Below are 23,231 nucleotides of genomic sequence, written 5' to 3'. Positions count from 1 at the left end.
CATAGAAACCAGACTTAACGGGAAGGGCAAGGACATGGATTTTTCGTTCACTGAGGAGCAGACCCTGCTCCGCAATACGGTGCAGAGCCTGCTTGGCGACAAGTACGACTTCGACACGCGTCGCAAGATCGTGAAGTCGGCCGAGGGCTGGAGCCAGCCGATGTGGCAGCAGTTCGCCGAACTGGGCTTGCTCGCCGCGCCCTTCTCCGAAGAGCTGGGCGGCCTCGGCGGCGGCAGCATCGAAACCATGATCCTGATGGAAGAGTTCGGCCGTCACCTCGTGGTCGAACCCTTTGTCGAGACGGTCGTGCTCGCGGGCGGTTTCCTTCGCGAAGGCGGCTCGCCGGCGCAGCAGGAAGCCCACATCCCCGGCATCATCGGCGGCGAGACGGTCTGGGCCTTCGCCTATGCCGAGCCGCAGGGCCGCTACAACCTTGCCGACCTCGCCACGACGGCGAAGAAGGATGGCGAGGGCTACACGATCAACGGCTACAAGGCTGTCGTTCTCGGTGCTCCCTGGGCGCAGAAGCTGATCGTCACCGCGCGCACCTCGGGCGGCCAGCGCGATCGTGATGGCGTCTCGATCTTCATCGTCGACAAGAACGCCCCCGGCGTCTCGACCCGCGACTACCCGACGGTCGATGGCCGCCGCGCCTCGGAGATCACCTTCGAGAACATCAAGGTCGGCGCCGACGCGCTGATCGGCGCGGAAGGCAAGGGCTTGCCGCTCGTCGAGAAGATCACCGATCAGGCGATCGCCGCTCTCTCCGCCGAAGCTGTCGGCTGCATGGGCGAGCTCAACAAGGCGACCGTCGAGTACTGCAAGACGCGCAAGCAGTTCGGTGTGCCGATCGGCAAGTTCCAGGTTCTCCAGCACCGCATGGTCGACATGTTCATGGCCTATGAGCAGTCGGTTTCCATGACTTACATGGTCAATCTGAAGCTTGATGAGAACGAAGCCGAGCGCACCAAGGCCGCCGCTGGCGCCAAGGTTCAGATCGGCAAGGCCGGTCGCTTCGTCGGCCAGCAGGCCGTGCAGCTCCATGGTGGCATGGGCATGACCGACGAACTGAATGTCGGCCACTATTTCAAGCGCCTCACCATGATCGACACGCAGTTCGGCAATGTCGACCACCAGCTGAAGCGCTACTCGACTGCCGCTTGAAGCTTCGAGTCTGACTCAAGGGAAAGGCCGTAACTCACGTTACGGCCTTTTCTTTTTGCTCCGAATCTGAGGATCTGGTTGAGAGTCGCGCCCTATCAGGCGGTGGCGCGGCGCTCCGGCGGCGTCGGCTGGCGCAGCACGCTCGGCCTGCGTGCCCTGGCCGAGCGTGCTGCGCAGCTCGAAACGGCCGCCATGTGCGCCGAGCAGGCCCTTCACGATGGAAAGCCCAAGGCCCGAGCCCTTGCCCGGCTGGGCTATGCCTGCCGCGCCTTGCGCGAAGGCTTCCATGACCTTGTCGATCTCGGAACCCGCGATGCCGGGGCCTTCGTCATGAACGCCGAAGCGGAGATCGCCCGACGGGTCGAGCCGCGCGATCATCCTGACCGTCGTGTTGGGAGGAGAGAACTTGATCGCATTGGTCAGCAGGTTGATCCAGGTCTGGCGCATCGCGCGCGCGTCGGCCCGCAGGACCGGCAAGTTGTCGTCGAACTCCTCGACCACGTTAACGCGCTGGGCCTGGGCGCGGATATCGAGCAGGCGGCGGCAATCCCTGGCCAGATAGATGATGTCGACTTCTTCTTCGACGATCTCGAAGCGGCCCGCCTCGATGCGCGAGAGATCGAGAATGTCGTTGATGAGGCCGAGCAGGTGCTGCCCCGACTGGTTGATGTCGTTCGAATATTCCTTGTAGATGGGTTTCGCATGGGCGCCGAAGATCTCCGTCGCCATGACTTCCGAAAAGCCGATGATGGCGTTGAGTGGCGTCCTGAGTTCATGGCTCATATTGGCGAGGAAGCTCGACTTGGCACGGTTTGCCTCTTCGGCGCGGGCGCGGGCGGCGTCCGACTCGCGCTTGGCGCGGAAGAGCTGCTCGATGAGCGCATTCTTGTCCGACTGAAGATTGGCCGCGCGCAGCATGGTGTTGTTGACGATCTTCGCCAGATGGACGAGCAGCGCGAGGAAAAGGCCGAGCGCAACCACGAAGGTGAGGTGGATGCCCTCGCCATAGGCGATGAAGCGCAGGGCGATCGCGGCGGCAATCGGCATCACGGTGCAGCAGAACACCGGGAAATAGACGATCGAGATGAGCGTCAGAGGCGCGAGCGCCACGGTCGTTATGGCCAGGAGATTGGTCTGGTGATCGGCATGGGCGGCGGGCCAGAGGAAATAGAGTGACGATGCGAACACCGAGCTGAAAGCCAGCGTCAGCAGCTCGAAGCGGTGGGCCCAATGCTCCGCCTCATCGGGCTCGACATGGGTCGCCAGAAAGGCCCGGGCGTTGAAGTAGTTCGCGGCCTGCAACGACAGCATGACCAGAAGCCAGGCGCCGATTTTCCACCAGGCCACATCGTCGCCGAGGCTCATGCCGAAGGTGGCTACCATGAGCGGAAGGACGAGCGGAATGCTGATCTGCGGTTCCGCAAGCGCCCGAAGCTGCGTGAGGCGGGCCTCCGGTGCAATGCGGGCAGGGTGATAATGGCAAGCGCGCACAAGGGTTGAGATCAGGGCTCCCCATTGGGTGCCGATCCCATCCCTGGAAGTGCTATCGCCCGTGTGCCGCCTCTTTTGGCCGACACCTTGCGGCGCGTCTTCCCATGCCATGCCCAAACGTCCCTCAATGACGGAAAGCTTGCGCGTCATGCAGCTCGACTGCGGAATCTCCCGCTTTCCGTTTGAGCTAAGGGTCGGCTAAAATTGTTAACAAGCCTTTCCAGCTAATGGTTAAAGCAGGCTTTCACGCGACGTTTCCTGGGGAAAGTCGTGGACCAAACAAGCTGCGGGGCAAGCATCCCGCACCAGCGGAGGACGTCGGATGAGCGAAGCGTTGTTGTTCGAGAAGAAGGGTCACGTGGTAACGCTGACCATCAACCGGCCGGAGAGCCGCAATCCGCTGGGCGCGGCCGATGATCCGGAGAACTTCACGAATGCCGTGGCCCGCATCAATGCGGATCGCGATGTGCGCTGTGTCATCCTGACGGGCGCGGGCAAGGCCTTTTCCGCGGGCGGCAACGTCAAGGCGATGCGCGAGGGCGGCGAAGGCTTTGGCGGGCCCGGCACGCATATCCGCGAGCGCTACCGCAACGGCATTCACCGCATCGTCCGCGCTGTCTGGAGCATCGAAGTGCCGGTCATTGCTGCCGTGAACGGCCCGGCTATCGGACTCGGAAATGACGTCGCCTGCCTTTGTGATACGCGCATTGCGGCGGACTCTGCGATCTTCGGCGCGACCTTTCTCAAGATCGGCCTGATCCCGGGCGATGGCGGGGCATGGCTCCTGCCGCGCATCATCGGCATGGCGCGTGCCTCCGAGCTTCTCTACACCGGCGATACCATCGACGCGAAGATGGCAAAGGAATGGGGTCTCGTCTCCGAGGTTGTTCCTTCGGCCGAGCTGATGCAGCGTGCACATGAGGTCGCGAACAAGATATCGGTGCAGGCGCCCGACGTGCTCCGCATGACGAAGCAGCTCCTGCGCCACGGCATGACGACAAGCTTCGATGCCATCATGGAGCTTTCCGCTTCCATGCAGGCGATTGCCCATCACAGCGCCGACCACAAGGAGGCGCTCGACGCCTTCTTCGACAAGCGCGTGCCTGTCTATAAGGGCGAATAGCTGTTCAGAAATGAACCGGGGGCCGTTCGCGCGGTTTGACGCAGCGTATCAGAGGCGTTGAAGCGGCCCCCCAATGCCACTAAAGTCGCGACCAATTAAAAATGCAATAAGGGAGCTGTAAATGAGCGTCGTAGGCATTGTTGCCACCATCAAGGTGCAGGCGGGCAAGGAAGCGGAATTCGAGAAGGTCTTCTCCGATCTGCGCGCCAAGGTCCGCGCCAACGAGGCGGGTAACCTTCAATATGATTTCTTCAAGATGAAGGATGAGCCGACCTACATCGTCATGGAGCAGTATGCCTCCGAACAGGCGATGGCGGAGCACGGCCAGTCCGAGCATTTCAAGGCGGCCGGTCCGGCGCTGGGTGCGGTTCTCGCGGGCCGTCCGACGCTCCAGATCGTCTCCAAGGTCGAATAAGGATACTGCAATGGATCTGTCGTTCAGCAAGGAAGACGAAGCCTTCCGTCAGGAAGTCCGCGCTTTCATCGCGGAGGCCTATACGCCCGAGATGCGCGCCAAGCATGCGCGCTCGAAGCATGGCTACATGGACAAAGAGAGCCATGTGAAGTGGCAGAAGTCGCTCGCGAAGAAGGGTTGGCTCGCGCCGAACTGGCCCAAGGAATATGGCGGGCCGGGCTTCACCGTATCGCAGAAGTATATCTTCGACGTGGAGATGGGTGCCGCCGGCGTTCCGCACACCGTTCCCTTCGGCCCGACCATGGTGGCACCCGTCATCATGAAATTCGGTACGCCGGAGCAGAAGGCGAAGTACCTGCCGGACATTCTCGCGACGAATGTTCTGTGGTGTCAGGGCTACTCGGAACCGGGTTCGGGTTCCGACCTCGCCTCGCTCCAGACCAAGGCGGAAAACAAGGGCGACCATTATCTCGTCAACGGCTCCAAGATCTGGACCTCGGTGGCGCAGTGGGCGGATTGGATATTCTGCCTCGTGCGGACATCGAAAGAGGGCAAGCCGCAGGAAGGCATTTCCTTCCTGCTGATCGACATGAAGACACCGGGTGTGAAGGTTGAGCCGCTGGTACTGCTCGACGGTACGCCTGCGCCGCATCAGGAAGTGAACCAGGTCTTCTTCACCGATGTGAAGGTTCCCATCGGGAACCGTATCGGCGAGGAGAACAAGGGCTGGACCTATGCGAAGTATCTGCTCGAATTCGAGCGCGGCAATCCTTATTCGGCGGGCCTTTATCGCGCGCTGAACAAGGTGCGCAAGCGTGCGAAGGAAACGATCGTCGATGGCCGCGCGGTCGCCGACGAGCCTTCATTCCAGGCGCGCGCCGCCGATCTCGAAGCGCAGATCACAGCGATGGAGTTTACCGAGCTTCGCATCTTCTCGGCGCTTTCGACGGGCGGCAATGTCGGCCCCGAGTCCTCGCTTCTGAAGTGCCGTGGCACGGAGATTCAGCAGGAAGTGTCGCAGCTCGCGGTCGAGGTTCTCGGCAGCTACGCGATCCCCTTCGTCGAGGATGGCATGATCGAGACTAATGAGCCTTCGATCGGCCCGGAAAACGCCTTCACGACGGCGCCGTACTACTTCTCGCTCCGCAAGGCCTCGATCTATGCGGGCTCGAACGAAGTGCAGCGCAACATCATGGCGAAGGCTGTGCTCGGGCTTTGAGCGCCGCTGCCGACAATGTGACGATAAGACCAGCGAGCGCCGGAGACATTCCGGCGCTCGCGCGCGTTTGGCACGACGCATGGCATTCGAGCCATGCTGCGATCGACCCCGACGTTGCCGCGCGGCGGCCGATCGAGTTCTTCAACGAGCGGATCGGAACTGCTCTGCCGAATTGCGCCGTGGCGGTCGTCGATGACGAGGTCGTCGGCTTCGCAAGCTGGCAGGGCGATAGTATCGGCCAGGTCTTCGTGATGCCCGCCTTTCATGGACATGGCATCGCGGCGCTGGTGATCGGCGCCGCAGAGGATGCGCTGCGGGACGAGGGTTTCGGGCGCATCACGCTTTTCTGCCGCACGGGGAACGACCGCGCGCGGGCCTTCTACGAAAAGCAGGGCTGGGAAGTCGTCGGCGACGTGCCGCACGATCTCGGCCACATGGAAGGACGAAAGCCGGTCACCGTCTGGCGGCTGGAGAAGACGCTGGACCAAGTGTCGCGTTAGCCCTTCGTCATGCCGGACTTGATCCGGCATCCATCGTCCTTCTCGTCACGCGCGAAGATGGACCCCGGCTCAAGGCCGGGGTGACGAATCCTGTCGGACGAAAGGCAAACAAAAAGGGGAGCCCGCAGGCTCCCCTTAATTCGTCCGTAGACGATATTTCTTACTTGCCGCCGGTGGCGAGCTTGAAGAACTTGCCGGTCTGCTCGCCGCCCATGAAGTAGGGCGCGGCGTTCGAGAAGTCGGAGATCTTCTCCCAGTTCGCGGCAACCTTCTCGGCGGAGAGGTCGTCGCCGCCGAGGAAGACGCCTTCCGACTCTTCCATGCGGGCGGCAGCGAAGACGCCGGCGCCGGCGCAGAGGATCATGCCCGTGGGGGCATCTTCCGAAACGAGGAACATCACGCCAGGCGTGACCGATTCCGGCGAGAGCATCTTTTCAGCTTCCGGCGGCATCAGGTCCGAGGTCATGCGCGTATAGGCGACCGGGGCCAGCGCGTTGCAGCGGATATTGTCCTTCTGGCCTTCGAGCTTCAGCGTGTTGATGAAGCCGACGACGCCGAGCTTCGCCGCGCCGTAGTTGGTCTGGCCGAAATTGCCATAGAGGCCGGTCGACGAGGTCGTGACCATGATGCGGCCATAGCCCTGATCGCGCATGATCTGCCAGACGGCCTTGGTCGGCTTCACTGTGCCCATGAGGTGCACGTCGACGACGAGCTGGAAGTCGGCGATTTCCATCTTCGAGAACGACTTGTCGCGAAGAATGCCGGCATTGTTGATGAGGATGTCGATGCGGCCGAAGGTGTCCATGGTCTGCTTGACCATGTGGGCGACGCCCGCGTCGTCGGTGACGCTGGAGCCGTTGGCGATGGCTTCGCCGCCGAGCGCCTTGATTTCCTCGACGACCTTGTTGGCCGCGTCCGACGAGCCGCCGGAGCCGTCGCGCGAGCCGCCGAGGTCGTTCACGACGACCTTCGCGCCGCGACGGGCGAGTTCCAGGGCGTGGCTGCGGCCGAGGCCACCGCCGGCGCCGGTGACAATGGCGACCTTGCCGTCAAAACGAATGCTCATGGGTCTAGTCTCCCGTTAGGTGTGTCGCGCCTGAAGCGGCCTTTGGTGCCCTTGGGGTAGGGCCAGTTTCGGGGTGACTTTGTGCATGATGGCCGGTAGGGGGTCAAGGGAGGGCGTTGTTGCGTGGATGAACAGGCATCAGTCAGACTTATCCCCGGCCCCCTGCAGGCCATTATATTCCGGCCAGCTTGACCGATTCCCGCGAGGGACAACGTTATTGGAGTGAAGATGTCTCTTCTGTCCCTGCAAAGCGCCTTCGGGCTCGCGGTCATCGTGTGCGCGGCCTGGGCCCTGAGCGAGCGCAAGCGGGCCTTTTCGGTCACCCAGGTCGCCGTTGGAATCGCTCTGCAGATCGCAATCGCGCTTCTGCTTCTGAAGGTGCCGGCGACGCGAGCGGCGCTCCTCGCGCTCAATGGGGCGGTTGATGCGTTGACCGAGGCGACGCGGGCGGGGACGGGCTTCGTCTTCGGCTATCTGGGCGGCGGCCCGGCGCCGTTCGAGATCAGAAACCCGGCGAACGCCTTCGTCATCGGCTTTCAGGCGTTGCCGTTGGTGGTCGTCATGTCGGCGCTTTCGGCGCTGCTCTGGCATTGGCGGGTGCTTGGCTGGGTGACGCGCGGCTTCGCCTTCCTGCTGCAAAGGAGCATGGGGCTCGGCGGCGCGGTGGGGCTTGCCTCCGCCTCGACCATGTTTCTCGGCATGGCAGAGGCGCCGCTGCTCATCCGGCCCTATCTCGAAAGGCTGACGCGGGCGGAACTCTTCATCATGATGACGGTGGGGCTCGCCAGCGTTTCGGGTACGGTCCTCGTTCTCTATGCGAGCGTGCTCGAACCCGTGGTGCCCGGAGCGCTCGGGCAGATCCTCGTCGCCTCGCTCATCTCGCTGCCCGCAGGCATTACGATCGCGCGGGTGATGGTACCGGAGGAGACGGGCTTCGCGGGAACAGGTGTCGCAGGAGAAGAGCCGCTGGTCGATTACGAGAGCAGCATGGATGCGGTGACGCGGGGCACGGTGGACGGGCTCCATCTGCTGCTCAACATTCTTGCCATGCTGGTCGTGATGGTGGCGCTGGTCGCGCTGGTCAACATCATCCTTGGCGCCTTTCCCGATGTCGCGGGAGCGCCGCTCACCTTGCAGCGCATGCTCGGCTGGGCCTTCTCGCCGCTCGTCTGGCTGATGGGGGTGCCGGCCAGTGAAATGCAGACAGCGGGACAACTCATGGGGACAAAGACGATCCTCAACGAGTTCATTGCCTATATCGATCTCGCGCATCTGCCCCAGGGGACGCTCAGCCCGCGCTCGGCGCTCATCATGATCTACGGGCTTTGCGGCTTCGCCAATCTCGGCAGCGTCGGCATTCTGATCGGTGGGCTGACGGCCCTGGTGCCGTCGCGGCGCTCGGATATCGTGACGCTCGGAACGCGGGCCATCGTGTCTGGAACGCTCGCGACTTCGATGACCGGCGCGGTGATCGGCCTCATTACCTGAAGCGCGTCCCGCGAAATACATTGCCGTGGCTTCCGGCGGGATAGTAACGTTTGTTTACTAACCTGCGGGGAGGCGGGAACAATGGATAACAGCCAGCGCAAGCTCGGCACGCCGAAGCTGGGCAAATGGGAGCTCTTCGCCTATGGGCAACTTGTCGTGCCCATGGCGGTCATCGGGCTTCCGCTCGCGATCTATATTCCGCCTTTCTATTCCGGCACGCTCGGCCTCGATCTCGGCGCGGTCGGCGTCATTTTGATGCTCGCGCGACTGAGCGATGTCTTCGTCGATCCATTCATCGGCCGATGGAGCGACCGCACACATACGCGCTGGGGCAGACGGCGGCCCTGGGTCATCGTCGGCGTGATCATCATGATGATCTCGGCGATCATGCTCTTCGTACCGCAGGGGCAGGTGACGAACCTCTATCTGCTCGTCTGGATATGCGCGATCTATCTCGGCTACACGCTGATCGAGATTCCCTATGGCGCATGGGGCGCGGAAATCTCCGACGATTATCACGAGCGCAACCGCATCACCGGCAGCCGCCAGATCTTCCTGCTGATCGGGTTGCTGATCGCGATCACGGTTCCCATCGTGGCAAGCCAGGCGGGCAGCGGTGCAACGGCGGCGAGCGCCGCGTCGCGCCAGGCCATGGCGGCACTGGGCTGGCTCACGGCCGGACTACTGCCCATCTGTCTCGTCATATTGCTGCGTTCGGTTCGCGAACCTGTGAAGGGACACAGCGTGCCGATCTCCTTTGCGGCGGGCGTGCGCGTGGCGATGCGTAACGGGCCGCTGCGCATGATCCTTGCGACGGTGATCCTTGGCGCGCTGGCCAGTTCGATCAATGCGGGCGTGGCCGTGCTTTTCTTCGAGCATGTGGCACAGATGGGCAGCAGCAGCTCGGTGCTGATTTTCGCGCTCTTCGCGGCGGGCGTCGTCGGCTCACCCTTCTGGGTCAGCATCGGCGGACGCATCGGCAAGCACAAGGGCATTGGCGTTGCAGGATTTGCGAGCCTTGCCGCCTTCGCGCTTGTGCCCTTCATCATTTACTGGGTAAAGCCGAATTATCCCGGCGCGGTGTTTCCGGCTATGTTGGTCATCACACTGATACAAGGCTTCTCTATCGGCGCCGCGCCCATTCTCGGTCAGTCGATCCTTGCCGATGTTGTCGATCTCGACACGATCAGGAGTGGCGAGCAGCGCACGGCATTTCTTTTCGCTTTTCTGGCGATGGTGAGGAAGTTCTTCGAAGCGGCAGGCGTGGGGATCGCGTTGCCCGTGCTTTCCTGGATCGGGTTCGATCCGCAATCTCATGCGAACAGTGCGGGAGCGAACTTCGCGCTGACCGCCATGTATTGCCTTGTTCCATTGGCCTTGTGGATTGTCTCGACGACGATCATCTGGAACTACCCGATCACGCATGAACGGCAGGCAAGGCTGCGCGCTGCGCTCGACCGGCGGACGGCGCGACGAGCCCGGGTGCGGGCGGCGGACTAGAGCCCGAAGGATTCCGCCAGAAGTTCGTAGGAGCGGATGCGGTCCTTCTGGTCGTAGGTGATGGTGAGGATCACGAAATCATCCACGCCATATTCCTCGCCCATGGCAAGGAGCCGTCCGCGCACCTGCGCGGGCGTGCCGACGATGCCTCGGCGTTCGACGGCACGCAGCATGACCTTTTCATCGTCCGAATACTGATAGGCGAGTGCCTCTTCGACCGAGGGGAAGGCACCGGCGCGGTTCTGCAGGAGATGCAGCACCCAGAGGTTTCTCGGCGCGGCGATGCGCCGGGCGTCCTCTTCCGTCTCGCCGACCGTGACCGACACGGCGATGGAGCCATGCGGCGATGAAAGATGGCGCGAGGGCTTGAACTGGCTGCGATAGAGATCGAGAGGCCCCGTGCCCGCATCCTGATTGATGAAATGCGCGAAGCAGTAATGCATGCCGAACGAGGCGGCGTAGGTTGCGCCATCGCCGCCGGAACCGAGCATCCAGAGTTCCGGCATGCCGGGACCGCGCGGTGTCGCATGGATGCCGCGCCAAGGGTGGGTTTCGGGGAATCCTCCCGCGTCACCCGACTGCCCGTTCGAGTCTTCGAGGAACTGGATCAGCAATTCGACTTGTTGCGGGAAGACGTCGATGGGGTAGGCGTTGGGGCCGGGCTGAAGGGCGCGGGCCGTGCGCTGGTCCGAGCCGGGCGCGCGGCCGACGCCGAGATCGATGCGGCCCGGATAGAGCGTTTCGAGAACGCGGAAAAGCTCTGCCACTTTCAGCGAACTGTAATGCGGCAGCATGACGCCCGCCGAGCCGACGCGGATGTGGGCGGTCGCGGCGGCGACGGCGGCGATCATGATCTCCGGCGCGGAGCCCGCGAAGGAGCTGGTATTGTGGTGCTCGGCGAGCCAATAGCGGCTGTAGCCCAGACGCTCCGCATGGCGCGCAAGGTCGAGCGTGTTTGCCATGGCCTCGGCGGCGGTGCCGCCCTGGCGGATCGGGGACTGGTCGAGGATGCTCAATGTCACCATGGCTTGGGCTCCGCCGTCGCTGCGCTCTAGTGGGACTCAGGCTTTTGCCTGACGCGCTTCACGATGCCGCTGAAGTTCATGAGGACGCGCTCGCCTTCACCGGTTGCGGTGTAGACGTGGCCGCGCAGGAAAACCATGCTGCCGGTATTCTTCATGACCTCGCCGCGGGCTTCGACGATATCGCCGGGGAGGCCGGCGGCGGTGAATTCCGCATTGAAGGATACGGTGACCGCGTGGCCGCCGATCACATCGCGGCCGATGGCGAAGAGCGAGAAATCGGCGAAGGTCATCAACAGGCCGCCATGAAGGAAGCCGCCGCCATTGCAGTGGGCAGGCGTCGCCTCGAAGGCGCAGCGCACTTCGCCTGTTTCCAGCTTGCGGAAGAAGAAGGGACCGGCGCGATCCTCGAAGGGGTCGGTTCCATCCCAGCTTTCATAATCGGCGAGACGCGGAGGAGGAGTTTTCATTTAGGGCCTCGAAACAGGTCGAAAATTTCATCGTCAGTCTCATAGCAGGTCGGATGACGACGTCGAAGAAACAATAGGCTCTGGCGGCCGATTTCCGCAGCGGAAGGGGCCTGATTTCCCCCTTTTTCGCGGGACTTTGAATCTTTCGGCTTCAGCGGCTAAATTCCGCCCCTGCGAACCCACAGAAGATAAGAGCGGAGCGAACATGGCCCTCGATGCCGAAACACGCGAACAACTGATCTCCTCCGTCCGCCGCTTCGTCGACGAGCGGCTGCGGCCGATTGAGGACCAGGTGTCCGAGAACGATGCCGTTCCCGCCGAGATCGTCGAGGAAATGAAGGAGCTTGGTCTCTTCGGCATCTCCGTGCCGGTCGAATATGGCGGGCTCGGGCTCAACATGGAGGAGGAATGCCTTCTCATGTTCGAACTGGGCCGCACTTCGCCTGCCTTCCGCTCCGTCATCGGCACCAATGTTGGCATCGGAAGCCAGGGCATCGTCATGCATGGCCGCCAGGACCAGAAGGAATACTGGCTCCCCAAGATCGCGAGCGGCGAGGTGATCATCAGCTTCGCGCTGACGGAACCGGAAGCGGGCTCGGACGCGGCATCGCTCAAGACGACGGCGATCCGCGACGGCGACCATTATGTCGTCAACGGCACGAAGCGTTTCATCACCAATGCGAACAAGGCGCATGCCTTCACGCTGATGGCGCGCACCGACCCCAAGACGCCCGGCGCCAAGGGTGTTTCCGCCTTCGTCATACCGCGCGACATTCCGGGCATCAGCATCGGCAAGCCGGAAAAGAAGATGGGCCAGCAGGGCGCGCATATCTGCGACGTGATTTTCGACAATACCCGCATTCCGGCGGATTGCCTTCTCGGCGAGACGGAAGGCAAGGGCTTCGTGACCGCGATGCAGGTGCTTGAGCGCGGACGCCTTCACATTTCCGCTGTCTGCATGGGCGTGGCCTCGCGGCTCGTCGAGGACTCGACGAAATATGCAGCCGAGCGCAAGCAGTTCGGCGCGCCCATCGGCAATCTGCAGCTGGTGCAGGCGATGCTGGCGGATTCGAAGATGGAGCATTATGCAGGCCGCTGCATGGTGATCGACGCCGCGAAGCGCCGCGACGCAGGAGAGGATGTGGCGACCGAAAGCTCCTGCGCCAAGCTCTTCTGCTCCGAAGCCGTCGGCCGCATCGCCGACCGGGCGGTGCAGATCTTTGGTGGCGCTGGCTATGTCGCCGATTACGGCATCGAGCGCTTCTATCGCGACGTGCGCATCTTCCGCATCTATGAAGGCACGAGCCAGGTGCAGCAGGTCATCATCGCGCGCAACATGCTGAAGGAAGTTCAGTAAGGCGAATGAGCCGGAGCGCGCTCGACAAGCTCGCCAGGGAAATCCGTGCCTGCCGGCTCTGCATCGACGAGCCGGCGGGCAAACCGCTTCCGCATGAGCCGCGTCCGGTTTTGCGCGTGTCGCAAACGGCGCGGCTTTGCATTGTGGGGCAGGCGCCGGGGACGCGGGTCCACGCGTCCGGCATGCCGTTCACAGATCCGAGCGGCGACCGCCTGCGCGACTGGATGGGCGTGAGTTCGGAGGAATTCTATGACGTCTCCCGCGTCGCCATCGTGCCCATGGGCTTCTGCTTTCCGGGGCTCGACGCCAAGGGCGGCGACCGGCCGCCACGGCGCGAATGCGCGGGCCACTGGCGGACGCGGCTTTTCGAACTCATGCCGCAGATAGAATTGACGCTGCTTGTCGGGCAATATGCCCAAAGCTGGCACCTCGGCCCGAGGCGCAAGGCGAGTTTGACCGAAACAGTTGCAGCGTGGCGCGATTATCTCCCGTCCGCCATACCTCTGCCACATCCGTCCTGGCGTAATAATGCCTGGATCAGGAAGCATCCATGGTTCGAAACGGACGTTCTTCCGGCGCTGCGACGAGACGTGCGCCGGCTGATTGGATAAGGCAAATGCGCAAGGCAATGCGGGTGGCGCTCGGATCGGCGCTCGTTCTGGGCGTGACCTTCGGCTGCGCCCCGCGCCTGATGGCAACGGGCACCCCGGTCTATACGCCGCGGATCGAGAGCCAGAATGTCGTGACTTCGGATGGGGCGCGGCTGCCCTTGCGCGTCTGGCCGGCGGCGAATCCGAAGGCGATCATCATCGGCGTTCACGGCTTCAACGATTATTCCAACGCCTTCGACATGCCGGGGCACTGGTTCCCGGAGCATGGGATCAGCGTCTATGCCTATGACCAGCGCGGCTTCGGGCAGGCGCCGGGACGCGGGCTCTGGGCGGGCGATGCGCGGATGGCGGACGACCTCAACGCCGTGGTGGCGCTGGTCAGGAAAGAGCATCCCGACGTACCGGTCTATCTGCTTGGCGAAAGCATGGGCGGCGGCGTGGTGATGCGCGCCTTCTCGCTGCCGAACCCGCCCAAGGTCGATGGTGTCATTCTCGCTGCGCCGGCCGTCTGGGGCTGGCGGGAGATGAACGCGTTCTACGACGTCGTGCTCTGGTCGAGCGCCCATATGGTGCCGGAGATGACGGTGACCGGGCGGGGGCTCAATATCAGGCCATCGGACAATATCGAGATGTTGCGCGCGCTGGGCCGCGATCCTCTGGTCATCAAGGAAACGCAGGTTGGAACGATCTATGGTCTCGTCAACCTGATGGACGAGGCTGCGGTGGCCGCGACGCGCATCAATGTGCCGGTGCTGCTGCTCTATGGCGCGCATGACCAGATCGTGCCGGAACTGCCGGTCGCGCATTCGCTCGCCGAAATGAAGGCGGCGCATGTCGATGTGAATGCCGCCTGCTACACCAATGGCTATCACATGCTGCTGCGCGATCTGGAGCGGAAGGTCGTGTGGACGGATATCGCGGGCTGGATCGACGATCACGACGCGCCGCTGGCCTCGGGCGCGGGCGATCTCAAGCCATGCGGGGAGATTGCGTCCGCCAGTGAAACGCGTCAGGCGCGGTCGGGCGCGAGTTCCGTCATTCCCTGAGCGGGTTCCGCCGCCGGTTCGCCCGGCCGCTCGGCGATGTCCTCAATGTCGATATTGAAGCGCGTTGCGATTTCGTGTTCGAGATCGCGGACGAGATCGGGCACGGCGCTGAGATATGGCTTCTCGGCGGCGAGAATGGCGCGGAAGAGGCGGCCTTTGAGCTTCGGGAGGTCGATGCCTGAAGCGGCGACATTCGGGGCGGCCGCGCTGACCACGATGTCGACCAGCCGGTCGGCGGTATGGAGACGGCCCCAGAGATAATCGTTTTCGCGCGCCCGGCGGCTGAAGAAGGCCGCGAAGTGGCCGAGGTCTCGGCCCATCAGCGTGGCGCGCGCGCCGCCCGAGCGAATGGCTTTTGCGTCTTCCGGGCTGATGCGGTCGATCTGGACCGTGTCGACATCGTCGAGATCGTTCCACTTATTGAGCGGCAGCGTCAGCACGTCGAAGAAGGAGAAGCCTACAAAGGCGTGGATGAGTTCGAGCCGGACCGCATAGGGCAGATAGCTGCCCGACATGACGGAAATCGTCTGGTCGATGATGTGATCGGCACCGACGAGATCGAGCATGGGGCCGACCTTCCGCAGGAGCGCGTCGATGGCGTCCGGCGTCGGCGCGCCGTCGGCCAGCATTTCGGCGCATAGCGCGATGACCTCCGGCGTGCGAATGCGCGACGCCGGACGGCTGTTGAGCAATTCGAGGCATTCATAGAGGCTCGTCTTGAAATCATCGAGCGCATTGGTGCTGTCGGTGTCGCCCGCATGTTCCTCGTAGAGCTCGTTGAGCCGACGGATGACAAAGCGCAGCCGGCGGACGCGGAAGTTCAGGTCGAAATCGCGCAGGAAGCGGACCCATGAGGTGGCTGCCGTGGGCGTTTCGATCTGCCCGTCGACGCGCGTCCAGCGCACCGGGAAGATATCGCGCTGGTGCGCCCATTCCTCGATGGAGCGGGCGAGCTTCTGGCGCATGCTCGGCTGAGGCATGCTGCCGCTTACTTCGATGAAGAAGGTAGCGAGGCGGTCGAGGACCGAGCTTACCTTGAGTTGGATATAACCGTCATAGGCGTAACCCGCCTCGACCGCGGACTGTGAGTTCGCCTTGTCGCGCCAATTGGCGAGCGCATGGGGGCTCGGCGCGATTTGCGGGCCGCTCTCGACCAGTTCGCGCACCCGTTCGGCGACATGCGGGCGCGTCGCGGCGACGATCCGGCGATATTGGCGGACGCGCTCGGAAAATTCGTGGACTGACTCAAGTTCGTCGCGCACGGGCTGGTTGCGCGGGATGTCGGACAGCGCACCGCGGATCGTGTGGAAGAAGCCGGGGGGCATACCGCCCGCTTCGAGGTGGCCGCCTTCGGGATCGGGATCGATATAGACGATGCGGCGATCGACCTCACGATAGGCGGGGCGACCGCGCAGCGAGGCGATGGCCTCGCCGAAGGGCTTGTTGTTCAGCACACTGCCGTCGATGAAGGAGGTCTTCACCGGATCGGCGCCCGAGGCGATGAGCGGTTTGAAATTGCCGCTCAGAAAATCGGCGCGGGTCGGCCATGCCTCGCCGCGTCTCTCGAGCACGAGGTCGATCTCGCCGATCTCGGCAGGCGGAAAGGCGCCGGGAAAGGACGACGTCGCGCGCGCGGCAAAGATGAGGCCCGGCACATGGTCGCTGTCGAAATCCGTGTCGGTCTGCCCGCCTGGATGCTGCAGATAATAGAACTTCAGCACATGGCGATGCTCGCGCTCGCGGATCGAGGGCGGATCGTGGAGCGGGATGTTCTGCGTGTATCCGTAGAAATCGGTGACGGAGACGATAAGCTCCAGCTTGTGACCGAAGGGGAGCAGGGTGCCGCCGGGCGCAGCGTCTTTTTCCATCGCGCGGCAGGCGTCGAGCAGCATGTTGGTGAGCAACTCACCGGAAAAGGGCGGCTTGAACCAACGCGAGCGCGTGAAGAGAAGAAGCTTCTGGCGCATCTCCGCATCGGGGGCAAATCGCGATAGCCAGCGATTGTTGATCGCCCAGAAGACCGGCTTCATGAAGAGCTTGCTCCATCTGCCGGCGATATGTTCCTCGTCCATCAACGACAGGATGTCGGCCTGTTCAAGCCACATCTTGCGGTGCTGGTCGAGCGAGAGGTCGTGGGCAAGAGCCCGGGCGAGGAGGACGCCGTTGATGCCGCCGGCGGATGCGCCCGCGATCGTGTCGACGAAGACGCGCAGTTCGAGCGTACCGCCGATGGCTTGAAGCAACTCGAAATAGAGCTCCTCAGTGTCGCATTCGCGACCATTGCCGGGCTCGAGATCGGAGAAGCTCGCGGACTGACGGCGCTGATGGTCCGGTTCGCGGTGATAGACGCGCGAGGCGCGCACGAGCTTCAGGACCTCACGCGACACGCCATACATGTAGACGGCCAGAGACACTCCGCCGTAGCAGACGAGAGCGAGCCTGAGTTCCTTTTCCTTCATGCCTGGACTGCGCTCCGGGGGCGGGGGATAGTCTGTGCAGGTTCATCCTGACAGTCATTGGTAAAGGAACATTAACGATGTTGGGAAGGAGATTTCGCCGCTGCGGGGAAAATGCATGAGCCGGCACGCTGCCGGAAGCGTCCTCATGACAGTTTTAACGATTTGGGTAAGGAGCTCTTAAATCCCCAGGTGAAATAATGACTTTCATCGACCGAGTCGGGTCGGACGGGGATTTCATATTCACCTGAGTAGCGCGCATGACCTCTGAAGAGCACATTCGTCGCAAGGTGCTTCTCTACTGGATATCGTTGGAAGATCGCCTTTACTTGTTCAGGTGCTCGTTCCCGCTGGCTCTCGCGGTCACGACGATGCTGGCGAATGGGCTCTCCAGCGGAGTAAGCTGGTTCTTCGCCGCCGTGGCGCTCGACACGGGCACGATGATCTGGCGCCGTAAGGTCAAGAAGAACATCGTCTTCATCGATACCGAACGATGCTGGCGCGACGCGGGACTCTTCCATGTCGCGGCCGTCGCTACCTACACAATCGCCGGCTACAACTGGATTCTGGCTGAACCGCGAAATTTCGTGGTCACGGCGATCGTCTTCGGCGCCAGCCTGATGACGCATTGCTCCTGGGCTCCGACGATGAGGCAGTGGCCGAACTATGTCGCGCTCGCGCTGCCTTTTTCACTGATCGTCTTTGCAGCCCAGCAGGCGGGCTTGCTCACCGTGATTTCGGGCGTTCTCTGCATCGTTCTGCTGGGGACGACCGTCATCATCATGCAGTTCAACCGGCAGAAATATTTCGAGACCTTTGCTCAGCTTCAGGCTGAAGAGGATCTCGCCAAAAAGCTCGACGAGGCCTTCGAGACGGCGGTGTTTGAAAAGGCGCGGGCCGAGGAAGCGAACCGTATCAAGTCCGATTTCCTTGCCACCATGAGCCATGAAATCCGCACCCCCATGAATGCAATCATGGGATTTTCAGATCTCATCACCCGGATGAGCAAGGAGCCCAAGACCCGCGAATATGGCCAGTATATTCACGACGCTTCGGTGGGTCTGCTCACTGTTCTCAACGATGTGTTGATGTTCTCGAAAATCGAGGCCGACAAGATCGAGCTGGATGAACGGCCGACGGAACTTTCCGCGCTGTTCGAGTCGCTGCTCTACTGGCAGGCGATGGCGCGCGAAAAGAACATAAAACTCAACGTCGACCACAGTGCCCTGCCAGAGGAGTTTGTGCTCGCCGATGAGGGCAAGCTGCGGCAGGTGCTCACCAACCTCATTTCCAATGCGATCAAGTTCACACCTTCGGGTGGCCAGGTCGATCTGCGCTGCATGGTCCTTACACGTCAACACGATGCCTTGCGCATTCGCTTTGAGGTCGAGGACACCGGGATCGGCTTCACAGACGACGTGGCCGAGCGCCTCTTCAAGCCCTTCGTGCAGGCCGATGGCGACATATCCAAGGTCTATGGCGGCACGGGGCTGGGGCTCGCGATCAGCGCCAAGCTCGTCAACCTGATGCACGGCGATATCGGCGCCCATGCGGTGCCCGGCAAGGGTGCGCGCTTCTGGTTCGAGATTCCCTTCGCTCTGACCGTGGTACCGCTCTCGCGAACTGCCTGAGCGGCGTCAGAGGGCGAGCCAAGGGCCATCGGGCAGGGCAGGAACCTCGCTCCAGCGCGGCTCCACGTCGGGCTCTGTACTAATAAAGATTGCGGTTGCAAGCGTGAACTCGCCGGGCGCGTGCTCGCCTTCGAGAAGGGGGAGGAGCGTCCGTGGCCAGATGAGGCTCGTTTGTTCTGCCGGTGCCCCGATGCGCGCTCTGCGTCCACCCTCCAGATCGCAAATGCCGCTCAGACCTGCCGCGCTGCGGACAAGTGCGTTCCGCTCGATGGGCTGGGGCAGTTCCTCGCCGCCGGTACGGTCGATCGAGAAGCCGCCTTCGCGAGAGAGAAGGGCCGTGGGCGATTTTATGCGGTGTATGCGGAGCACCCAGGGTAGATCGGTCGTGATGAGCCAGGTGTCGACGGTGACATTCCGCCATTGGCGCCAGGCAGCGGCTTCCCACGGGGTCCAGCCGGTGTGGATGAAGCCCGGCTCGATGGAAACGACAGTGGCATCGCGGCGGATCGCATATCGGTCGGGCCGATCCGGGTGAGCGAGAGTGAGCATGTTGTCCGGCATGATGTCGGCGCGTTTTGACATGGGGCTGCCGACGCTGAAGCCGAAGCGTGAGGAATAGGCGAATTTGCCGTATTTTGCGGCTGCACCACGATGCGCCGGCACCGTCTGCCCGCCGGAAAGCGCGACGACATGGGCGGAATCTTCGACAATGATCATGCCGGGGTGGCGCTGTGGCGCCGCTGCGTGGGGCGACGGCGATGCCGTGGCCTCTTCCGTCGCCCAGAATGGGTGCGACGCGGGCAGGGCGAGTGGAAGGAATGCCTTCATGGCCCAATAGGGTGATTGGGGTGAGTTATACTGCTCACCCATCGTCGGATTGTCATAGGCATAGCCAATGGTGAGCGCGCCGCGCGCATCGGCGATTTCGCGGTGCGACCACCAGCGCAGGTGCCGCAGATAGACGCCCTTGACCTCGCCCCAGGGGAGCGCCTCGACATCGGCAAAGGCAAGCGCGCCCCAGAAGCCGGCGGGCGCGAAGCGGTAAGTCAGGCTGCGGCCGAAGGGGAGCGCCGCCCCATCGGCTGCGAACCAGCGTCGATAGTCATGAGCGAAGAGGCGTGCGCGGGAACGGAAGATTTCGGCCCGGCCCGCATCGCCGGAGAGCTTCGCGTAGATTAGCCCATAGAAGTGGAAGGCAAAGGCGATGTAGTGATCGACCTGATTTTCGGCGCCGTCGCGATACCAGCCATCGCCGAGATAGAAGCTGTCGAGGCGGGCAAGCGCGGCCTCGACGGCCTGCGGATTACAAGGCGCGCCGACGCGCTTCAAGCCGAGATTTACGATGACGCGGAAGAACAGCCAGTTGTTGTCGACGATGCCGACCTCGTTGATGCGGTGGAGCCAGCGCGCGACATTGTGCTTGGCAGCATCCGGCAACGGCGACCAGATGTGTTCGGGGACCAGCGCGAGCGCAAAGCCGATGGCCGCCATTTCGACGAGGCGCTGATCGCAATTTCTGGGCTCCTCCCAATATTCCGGATGAGCGGGGTCGACACCATTGGCGAGTCCTTCACGGTACAGATCCCAATGGAGGAAATCGAAGCCACCGGCGGCCAGTGGCGCAAGCCCCCAGAGCGGCCGCGCGAACCCTTCAAGCTCCGCCGCCGTCGCATCGAATACTGCATGCGAGATACCGACGCGGACACGGGCGCGACCGGGACTGAAACAGGCAAGGAGAGGCTTGAAAAGTTCCAGTGCGGCGCGTGCAACATCGTCGCGCGTCGCGAGCGGATTGCCGGCGAGGGGATTGGTCGAGGTCGATATCATTCAAGCGTTGCCGTTTCGTCGAGCCAGTTACGGAGCGTGTGTGCGTCGCGCCGCAAGGCATCCGGGTCGTCGCCGGAGACGAATTCGAGCAGGGCGTAGCGGGGACGGCTATGCGGAGACGGCATCGCGCGGACGCGGCGCAGAAGGGGGCGCCAGAAATCGGCGCCATCCGCGAGCGGCAGCCGCTCGCCAGAGGCTTTCCAGTAGAAGACATGCAGATGCGATAGATGGGGCGCGAGAGCTGCGAGTTCCGCCTCTGCCTCATCGGCCGCGATGCCGGGGCGCGGCTGCCAGTAGGTGTGGAGATTCGAATGTCGGGCGGCGGCGAGAAGGGCAAGCGCTGCCTTCGCTCCGTCGTTCAGCGTTTGTGGATGAAATTCGAGCGAAAGCGCGATGCCGAGCGTTGCGGCCTTTGCGGCCATGTCGTGCAATGCGTGGGCGGCAACATTGCGCATTTCGAGGCTCGCTTCGGCGGAGGCGAGACCTCGCTGCCCGCCCCAGACGCGGATGTTGGGGGCGCCGAGCGCCTGAGCCGCTTCCAGCACATCGGCGAAGTTCTGCCCCGTGATGTGGTTTCCCGCTTCGACATAGGAGCCATAGGATGCGATGGCGATATCCGCATCGCGGCAGTGTGCGGCAATGGAGCGGGCAAGCGCGCGATCATGCGGAGGCACATGGATGTCTGCGCCCCATTCGATGCCGGAAAGGCCGCATTCGGCGGCAAGTGCGATCACGGCGTCCGGCGGGAGAGCACGGAAGGTGACGGAGCAGAGGCCGGGCAGCAGCTCGCTCATGCCTGATGCTCCAGTTCCGCCAGCGCGACGGTGTGCTGCAGGGGGCGGCCTTCGATATAGCGAGTGATCTCGTCGAGGATCAGTTCCGTCATGCGCTGCGTCTCCGTGCCGAGAGAGCCTGCGACATGTGGCGTCAGAAAGATATTGGGAATGTCGAAAAGGGGGGAGCTCGCGGGCAGCACATCGGGCTCGGTGACGTCGATAATGGCGTCGATGCGGCCGCTCAGCGTTTCTGCGATGAGCGCATCCTGATCGACGATGGCGCCCCGCGCGGTATTGACAAGTGTTGAGCCTGTTTTCATCAGGGCGAGGCGGCGGCTGTCGATCATGCCGGTGGTTTCCGGCAGAAGTGGCGCATGGATGCTCACCACGTCGGCTGCTGCCATCAGGGTGTCGAGTGCGACGAGTTTCGCGCCGAGCCGCGAGGCTTGTGTACTGTCGATAAGAGGATCGGCCAGCAGGACTTCGAAATCGAAAGGCTTCAGCAGGGCGATGACGCGCCGGCCAACCCGCGAGGCGCCGACAATGCCGATTGTCTTGCGGTAATTTCCGAGGCCGGGCGTGACCTTCGTCCACGCCTCGGCGTGCCGTGCCTTTCGATATTCCTTCCCTAGACGGAATATATGCTTGTTCGCGAAGATGATGGCGGCGAGTGTGTATTCGGCGACGGGTATGGCGTTGGCGTCCGCCGCGGAAGTGACCACGATGCCTCGGCTTTGGATGGAGGGATCGAGAAACGGCTTCACCGAACCTGCCAGATGGGCGACGAGACGCAGGTGTGGGGATGCTGCGAGTTCGGCGCTGCCGAGATGCGGAGCACCCCAGCCAGTGAGGAGGATTTCTGTCCGGCCGAGAAGAGCGCGGGCTTCGGGCGTGTCGAAAGAGGTCACGGGCTCAGGCGCGACGAGCGTTACGAGCTCCCTCAGCCGCGCGGTTTGCGCATCCGAAAATGAATCGGCATGGGCCTTTGGGTCGAATGCCAGCAGTGTCGCAGGCTTTTGAGGCATCGCGGGCTCCGGCAGCGGTTCGCAAGGCTGAAATTGGTTCATTATGCATGGAACAGGAGCGGGGCGAGCGCCCCGATTGGAACCCCGCGCTCCAGCCACCTGAATTGCTTATCGATATTTATCTTCATGCGGATGAAAATGAAATGACTGGGCAAGCCTCAGGCGAGGACAATAGCAATTTGCGTCGATTGCGGCGGTGTGTCTAACGGGTGTTTAACGACCGCGAACATCGTAAGTTTCATATAACTACAATTCAGAAAGTATCGTTCGTTGATCGGCGCCGGAGACGCAGCAGAAATTATTTTCTGTGCTGTTATGGACACGATGCTCATTCCATCAGTCTCGATGTCGATGCATTTGGCTCAAAGCGTCTTGACGGATTAAATAAATTAGGTGGAATACATCTAAAGATAAATCACATAAGCGACTCAAAAGTAGAAGCATGTGGTCTATCTAGCGCAGGCAGAGCCTCGCGCTGAGGAGGAGACGTAAATCACAAGCGACATCCCTGCCGCGCCCTGACCTGAAGGGCGCGAACGCAGATGTGCGCCCTGAAAGAAATGTGCCGTTGCAATGCGATGGCGCAAGGGCGATGGCGCGTGATGAAACTGCCCCTCCAGAAAAACAGGAATTTGAAATCGCCTCTGATGTGAGGCGGTCAACTGGGGAGAGGTGTTAATGAGTAAAATAAAGCGCTTACCGCTTCTGGTCATGGCCGGAACGATCGGCCTGGCGGGCGCCTGTGCGCCGGCATTCGCCGAAGGGTTCAAATTTGGCGAGATGGATGTCTCCATCGACACCACGGTTTCGCTGGGCGTCGGTATCCGCACCAGCAAGCAGAGCTGCACGAAGATCAGCGCTGAAAACGGTGGCTGCCCGGTCAATCCGAGTGCGCCCACGGCCGCGCATGTCTACAACGACGTCAACCTTGACGATGGCAATGTTGACGTGCCACTGAGATTTTCGTCCAGAAGGATTTAGAGTCCGGCCCTATGGAAGGGAGACGGACGATGAAGAGGCAGCGTTTTACGGAAGAGCAGATC

The 23,231-nt window shown here is 62.4% G+C and carries 20 protein-coding genes; 12 read left to right on the top strand and 8 right to left on the bottom strand.

From position 1 onward, the window contains the following. Positions 1 to 34: 34 nt before the first annotated feature. Positions 35 to 1,165, top strand: a complete 1,131-nt coding sequence (locus F2P47_RS03650) for an acyl-CoA dehydrogenase family protein (RefSeq protein WP_152214817.1) — start codon at positions 35 to 37, stop codon at positions 1,163 to 1,165. 39 nt (positions 1,166 to 1,204) lie between these two features. Here the strand turns inward: F2P47_RS03650 and F2P47_RS03645 are convergent, their stop codons facing one another. Further along, on the bottom strand, positions 1,205 to 2,806 hold the full coding sequence (locus F2P47_RS03645; protein WP_152214816.1) for a sensor histidine kinase: 1,602 nt from the start codon (positions 2,804 to 2,806) through the stop codon (positions 1,205 to 1,207). A 172-nt stretch (positions 2,807 to 2,978) separates the two neighbouring features. Between F2P47_RS03645 and F2P47_RS03640 the strand changes: the two genes are divergently transcribed. The 4 genes from F2P47_RS03640 (at position 2,979) to F2P47_RS03625 (ending at position 5,913) form a co-directional block, all read left to right on the top strand. Continuing rightward, positions 2,979 to 3,779, top strand: a complete 801-nt coding sequence (locus F2P47_RS03640; protein ID WP_152214815.1) for a crotonase/enoyl-CoA hydratase family protein — start codon at positions 2,979 to 2,981, stop codon at positions 3,777 to 3,779. Between the two features lie 121 nt (positions 3,780 to 3,900). Further along, the gene (locus tag F2P47_RS03635; protein WP_152214814.1) at positions 3,901 to 4,194 is read left to right on the top strand and encodes a putative quinol monooxygenase; all 294 of its coding nucleotides are present in this window, start codon (positions 3,901 to 3,903) and stop codon (positions 4,192 to 4,194) included. Positions 4,195 to 4,204: 10 nt separating this feature from the next. Then, complete coding sequence (locus F2P47_RS03630; protein WP_152214813.1) at positions 4,205 to 5,413, top strand: acyl-CoA dehydrogenase family protein; 1,209 nt, start codon at positions 4,205 to 4,207, stop codon at positions 5,411 to 5,413. Further along, entirely contained in the window at positions 5,410 to 5,913 is a 504-nt protein-coding gene (locus F2P47_RS03625) for a GNAT family N-acetyltransferase (protein WP_152214812.1), read from the top strand. Before F2P47_RS03630 ends, F2P47_RS03625 begins: the two co-directional genes overlap by 4 nt. Positions 5,914 to 6,073: 160 nt before the next feature. Here F2P47_RS03625 and F2P47_RS03620 read toward each other — a convergent pair whose 3' ends face one another. After that, on the bottom strand, positions 6,074 to 6,979 hold the full coding sequence (locus tag F2P47_RS03620; protein WP_152214811.1) for an SDR family NAD(P)-dependent oxidoreductase: 906 nt from the start codon (positions 6,977 to 6,979) through the stop codon (positions 6,074 to 6,076). A 228-nt stretch (positions 6,980 to 7,207) separates the two neighbouring features. Here F2P47_RS03620 and F2P47_RS03615 point away from each other — a divergent pair, with 228 nt between their 5' ends. Continuing rightward, positions 7,208 to 8,467 carry a NupC/NupG family nucleoside CNT transporter gene (locus tag F2P47_RS03615; RefSeq protein WP_152214810.1) on the top strand — a complete coding sequence of 420 codons (1,260 nt, stop codon included), beginning with the start codon at positions 7,208 to 7,210 and terminating at the stop codon, positions 8,465 to 8,467. Positions 8,468 to 8,548: 81 nt separating this feature from the next. Beyond that, entirely contained in the window at positions 8,549 to 9,967 is a 1,419-nt protein-coding gene (locus F2P47_RS03610) for an MFS transporter (RefSeq protein WP_152214809.1), read from the top strand. Here the strand turns inward: F2P47_RS03610 and F2P47_RS03605 are convergent. Then, complete coding sequence (locus F2P47_RS03605) at positions 9,964 to 10,992, bottom strand: LLM class flavin-dependent oxidoreductase (protein ID WP_152214808.1); 1,029 nt, start codon at positions 10,990 to 10,992, stop codon at positions 9,964 to 9,966. The genes F2P47_RS03610 and F2P47_RS03605 overlap by 4 nt on opposite strands. A 26-nt stretch (positions 10,993 to 11,018) precedes the next feature. Next, positions 11,019 to 11,459, bottom strand: coding sequence for a PaaI family thioesterase (locus F2P47_RS03600; RefSeq protein WP_152214807.1), 441 nt, complete (start codon positions 11,457 to 11,459; stop codon positions 11,019 to 11,021). A 205-nt stretch (positions 11,460 to 11,664) separates the two neighbouring features. Between F2P47_RS03600 and F2P47_RS03595 the strand changes: the two genes are divergently transcribed. From F2P47_RS03595 to F2P47_RS03585, 3 genes are read left to right on the top strand one after another with little or no spacing between them, the layout of a single operon-like run. Beyond that, complete coding sequence (locus tag F2P47_RS03595; protein WP_152214806.1) at positions 11,665 to 12,816, top strand: acyl-CoA dehydrogenase family protein; 1,152 nt, start codon at positions 11,665 to 11,667, stop codon at positions 12,814 to 12,816. Between the two features lie 5 nt (positions 12,817 to 12,821). Then, positions 12,822 to 13,427, top strand: coding sequence for a uracil-DNA glycosylase family protein (locus tag F2P47_RS03590; protein WP_152214805.1), 606 nt, complete (start codon positions 12,822 to 12,824; stop codon positions 13,425 to 13,427). Positions 13,428 to 13,432: 5 nt separating this feature from the next. Next, entirely contained in the window at positions 13,433 to 14,473 is a 1,041-nt protein-coding gene (locus F2P47_RS03585; RefSeq protein ID WP_246176724.1) for an alpha/beta hydrolase, read from the top strand. On the opposite strand, the gene F2P47_RS03580 is transcribed toward F2P47_RS03585, so the two are convergent. After that, positions 14,437 to 16,932, bottom strand: coding sequence for a patatin-like protein (locus F2P47_RS03580; protein ID WP_152214804.1), 2,496 nt, complete (start codon positions 16,930 to 16,932; stop codon positions 14,437 to 14,439). The two genes, F2P47_RS03585 and F2P47_RS03580, sit on opposite strands and share 37 nt — an antisense overlap. 257 nt (positions 16,933 to 17,189) lie before the next feature. Between F2P47_RS03580 and F2P47_RS03575 the strand changes: the two genes are divergently transcribed. After that, positions 17,190 to 18,560 carry a sensor histidine kinase gene (locus F2P47_RS03575; RefSeq protein ID WP_152214803.1) on the top strand — a complete coding sequence of 457 codons (1,371 nt, stop codon included), beginning with the start codon at positions 17,190 to 17,192 and terminating at the stop codon, positions 18,558 to 18,560. A 6-nt stretch (positions 18,561 to 18,566) separates the two neighbouring features. On the opposite strand, the gene F2P47_RS03570 is transcribed toward F2P47_RS03575, so the two are convergent. Genes F2P47_RS03570 through F2P47_RS03560 form a run of 3 tightly spaced genes read right to left on the bottom strand, consistent with a single transcriptional unit; the run spans position 18,567 to position 22,188 of the window. Further along, a complete protein-coding gene (locus F2P47_RS03570) occupies positions 18,567 to 20,387 on the bottom strand; it encodes a DUF2264 domain-containing protein (protein ID WP_152214802.1) in 1,821 nt (606 codons plus the stop codon). Beyond that, positions 20,384 to 21,181 carry a sugar phosphate isomerase/epimerase family protein gene (locus tag F2P47_RS03565; RefSeq protein WP_152214801.1) on the bottom strand — a complete coding sequence of 266 codons (798 nt, stop codon included), beginning with the start codon at positions 21,179 to 21,181 and terminating at the stop codon, positions 20,384 to 20,386. The genes F2P47_RS03570 and F2P47_RS03565 overlap by 4 nt, the downstream gene beginning before the upstream one ends. Further along, the gene (locus F2P47_RS03560; RefSeq protein WP_152214800.1) at positions 21,178 to 22,188 is read right to left on the bottom strand and encodes a hydroxyacid dehydrogenase; all 1,011 of its coding nucleotides are present in this window, start codon (positions 22,186 to 22,188) and stop codon (positions 21,178 to 21,180) included. The genes F2P47_RS03565 and F2P47_RS03560 overlap by 4 nt, the downstream gene beginning before the upstream one ends. Before the next feature lie 678 nt (positions 22,189 to 22,866). Here F2P47_RS03560 and F2P47_RS03555 point away from each other — a divergent pair. Next, positions 22,867 to 23,169 carry a DUF1302 family protein gene (locus tag F2P47_RS03555; protein ID WP_152214799.1) on the top strand — a complete coding sequence of 101 codons (303 nt, stop codon included), beginning with the start codon at positions 22,867 to 22,869 and terminating at the stop codon, positions 23,167 to 23,169. Positions 23,170 to 23,231 lie beyond the last annotated feature (62 nt).

It is taken from the genome of Parvibaculum sedimenti, assembly GCF_009184905.1.
Lineage (GTDB): Bacteria > Pseudomonadota > Alphaproteobacteria > Parvibaculales > Parvibaculaceae > Parvibaculum > Parvibaculum sedimenti.
This window is presented reverse-complemented; position numbering and strand designations above follow the sequence as displayed.

Bases quoted from the DNA above. Each gene is read 5' to 3' on its own strand.
- F2P47_RS03585 (WP_246176724.1), top strand. From the start codon at position 13,433: ATGCGCAAGGCAATGCGGGTGGCGCTCGGATCGGCGCTCGTTCTGGGC.
- F2P47_RS03590 (WP_152214805.1), top strand. From the start codon at position 12,822: ATGAGCCGGAGCGCGCTCGACAAGCTCGCCAGGGAAATCCGTGCCTGC.
- F2P47_RS03645 (WP_152214816.1), bottom strand. From the start codon at position 2,806: ATGACGCGCAAGCTTTCCGTCATTGAGGGACGTTTGGGCATGGCATGG.
- F2P47_RS03600 (WP_152214807.1), bottom strand. From the start codon at position 11,459: ATGAAAACTCCTCCTCCGCGTCTCGCCGATTATGAAAGCTGGGATGGA.
- F2P47_RS03640 (WP_152214815.1), top strand. From the start codon at position 2,979: ATGAGCGAAGCGTTGTTGTTCGAGAAGAAGGGTCACGTGGTAACGCTG.
- F2P47_RS03570 (WP_152214802.1), bottom strand. From the start codon at position 20,387: ATGATATCGACCTCGACCAATCCCCTCGCCGGCAATCCGCTCGCGACG.
- F2P47_RS03615 (WP_152214810.1), top strand. From the start codon at position 7,208: ATGTCTCTTCTGTCCCTGCAAAGCGCCTTCGGGCTCGCGGTCATCGTG.
- F2P47_RS03630 (WP_152214813.1), top strand. From the start codon at position 4,205: ATGGATCTGTCGTTCAGCAAGGAAGACGAAGCCTTCCGTCAGGAAGTC.
- F2P47_RS03565 (WP_152214801.1), bottom strand. From the start codon at position 21,181: ATGAGCGAGCTGCTGCCCGGCCTCTGCTCCGTCACCTTCCGTGCTCTC.
- F2P47_RS03580 (WP_152214804.1), bottom strand. From the start codon at position 16,932: ATGAAGGAAAAGGAACTCAGGCTCGCTCTCGTCTGCTACGGCGGAGTG.
- F2P47_RS03575 (WP_152214803.1), top strand. From the start codon at position 17,190: ATGACCTCTGAAGAGCACATTCGTCGCAAGGTGCTTCTCTACTGGATA.
- F2P47_RS03620 (WP_152214811.1), bottom strand. From the start codon at position 6,979: ATGAGCATTCGTTTTGACGGCAAGGTCGCCATTGTCACCGGCGCCGGC.
- F2P47_RS03560 (WP_152214800.1), bottom strand. From the start codon at position 22,188: ATGCCTCAAAAGCCTGCGACACTGCTGGCATTCGACCCAAAGGCCCAT.
- F2P47_RS03650 (WP_152214817.1), top strand. From the start codon at position 35: ATGGATTTTTCGTTCACTGAGGAGCAGACCCTGCTCCGCAATACGGTG.
- F2P47_RS03635 (WP_152214814.1), top strand. From the start codon at position 3,901: ATGAGCGTCGTAGGCATTGTTGCCACCATCAAGGTGCAGGCGGGCAAG.
- F2P47_RS03610 (WP_152214809.1), top strand. From the start codon at position 8,549: ATGGATAACAGCCAGCGCAAGCTCGGCACGCCGAAGCTGGGCAAATGG.
- F2P47_RS03555 (WP_152214799.1), top strand. From the start codon at position 22,867: ATGAGTAAAATAAAGCGCTTACCGCTTCTGGTCATGGCCGGAACGATC.
- F2P47_RS03605 (WP_152214808.1), bottom strand. From the start codon at position 10,992: ATGGTGACATTGAGCATCCTCGACCAGTCCCCGATCCGCCAGGGCGGC.
- F2P47_RS03595 (WP_152214806.1), top strand. From the start codon at position 11,665: ATGGCCCTCGATGCCGAAACACGCGAACAACTGATCTCCTCCGTCCGC.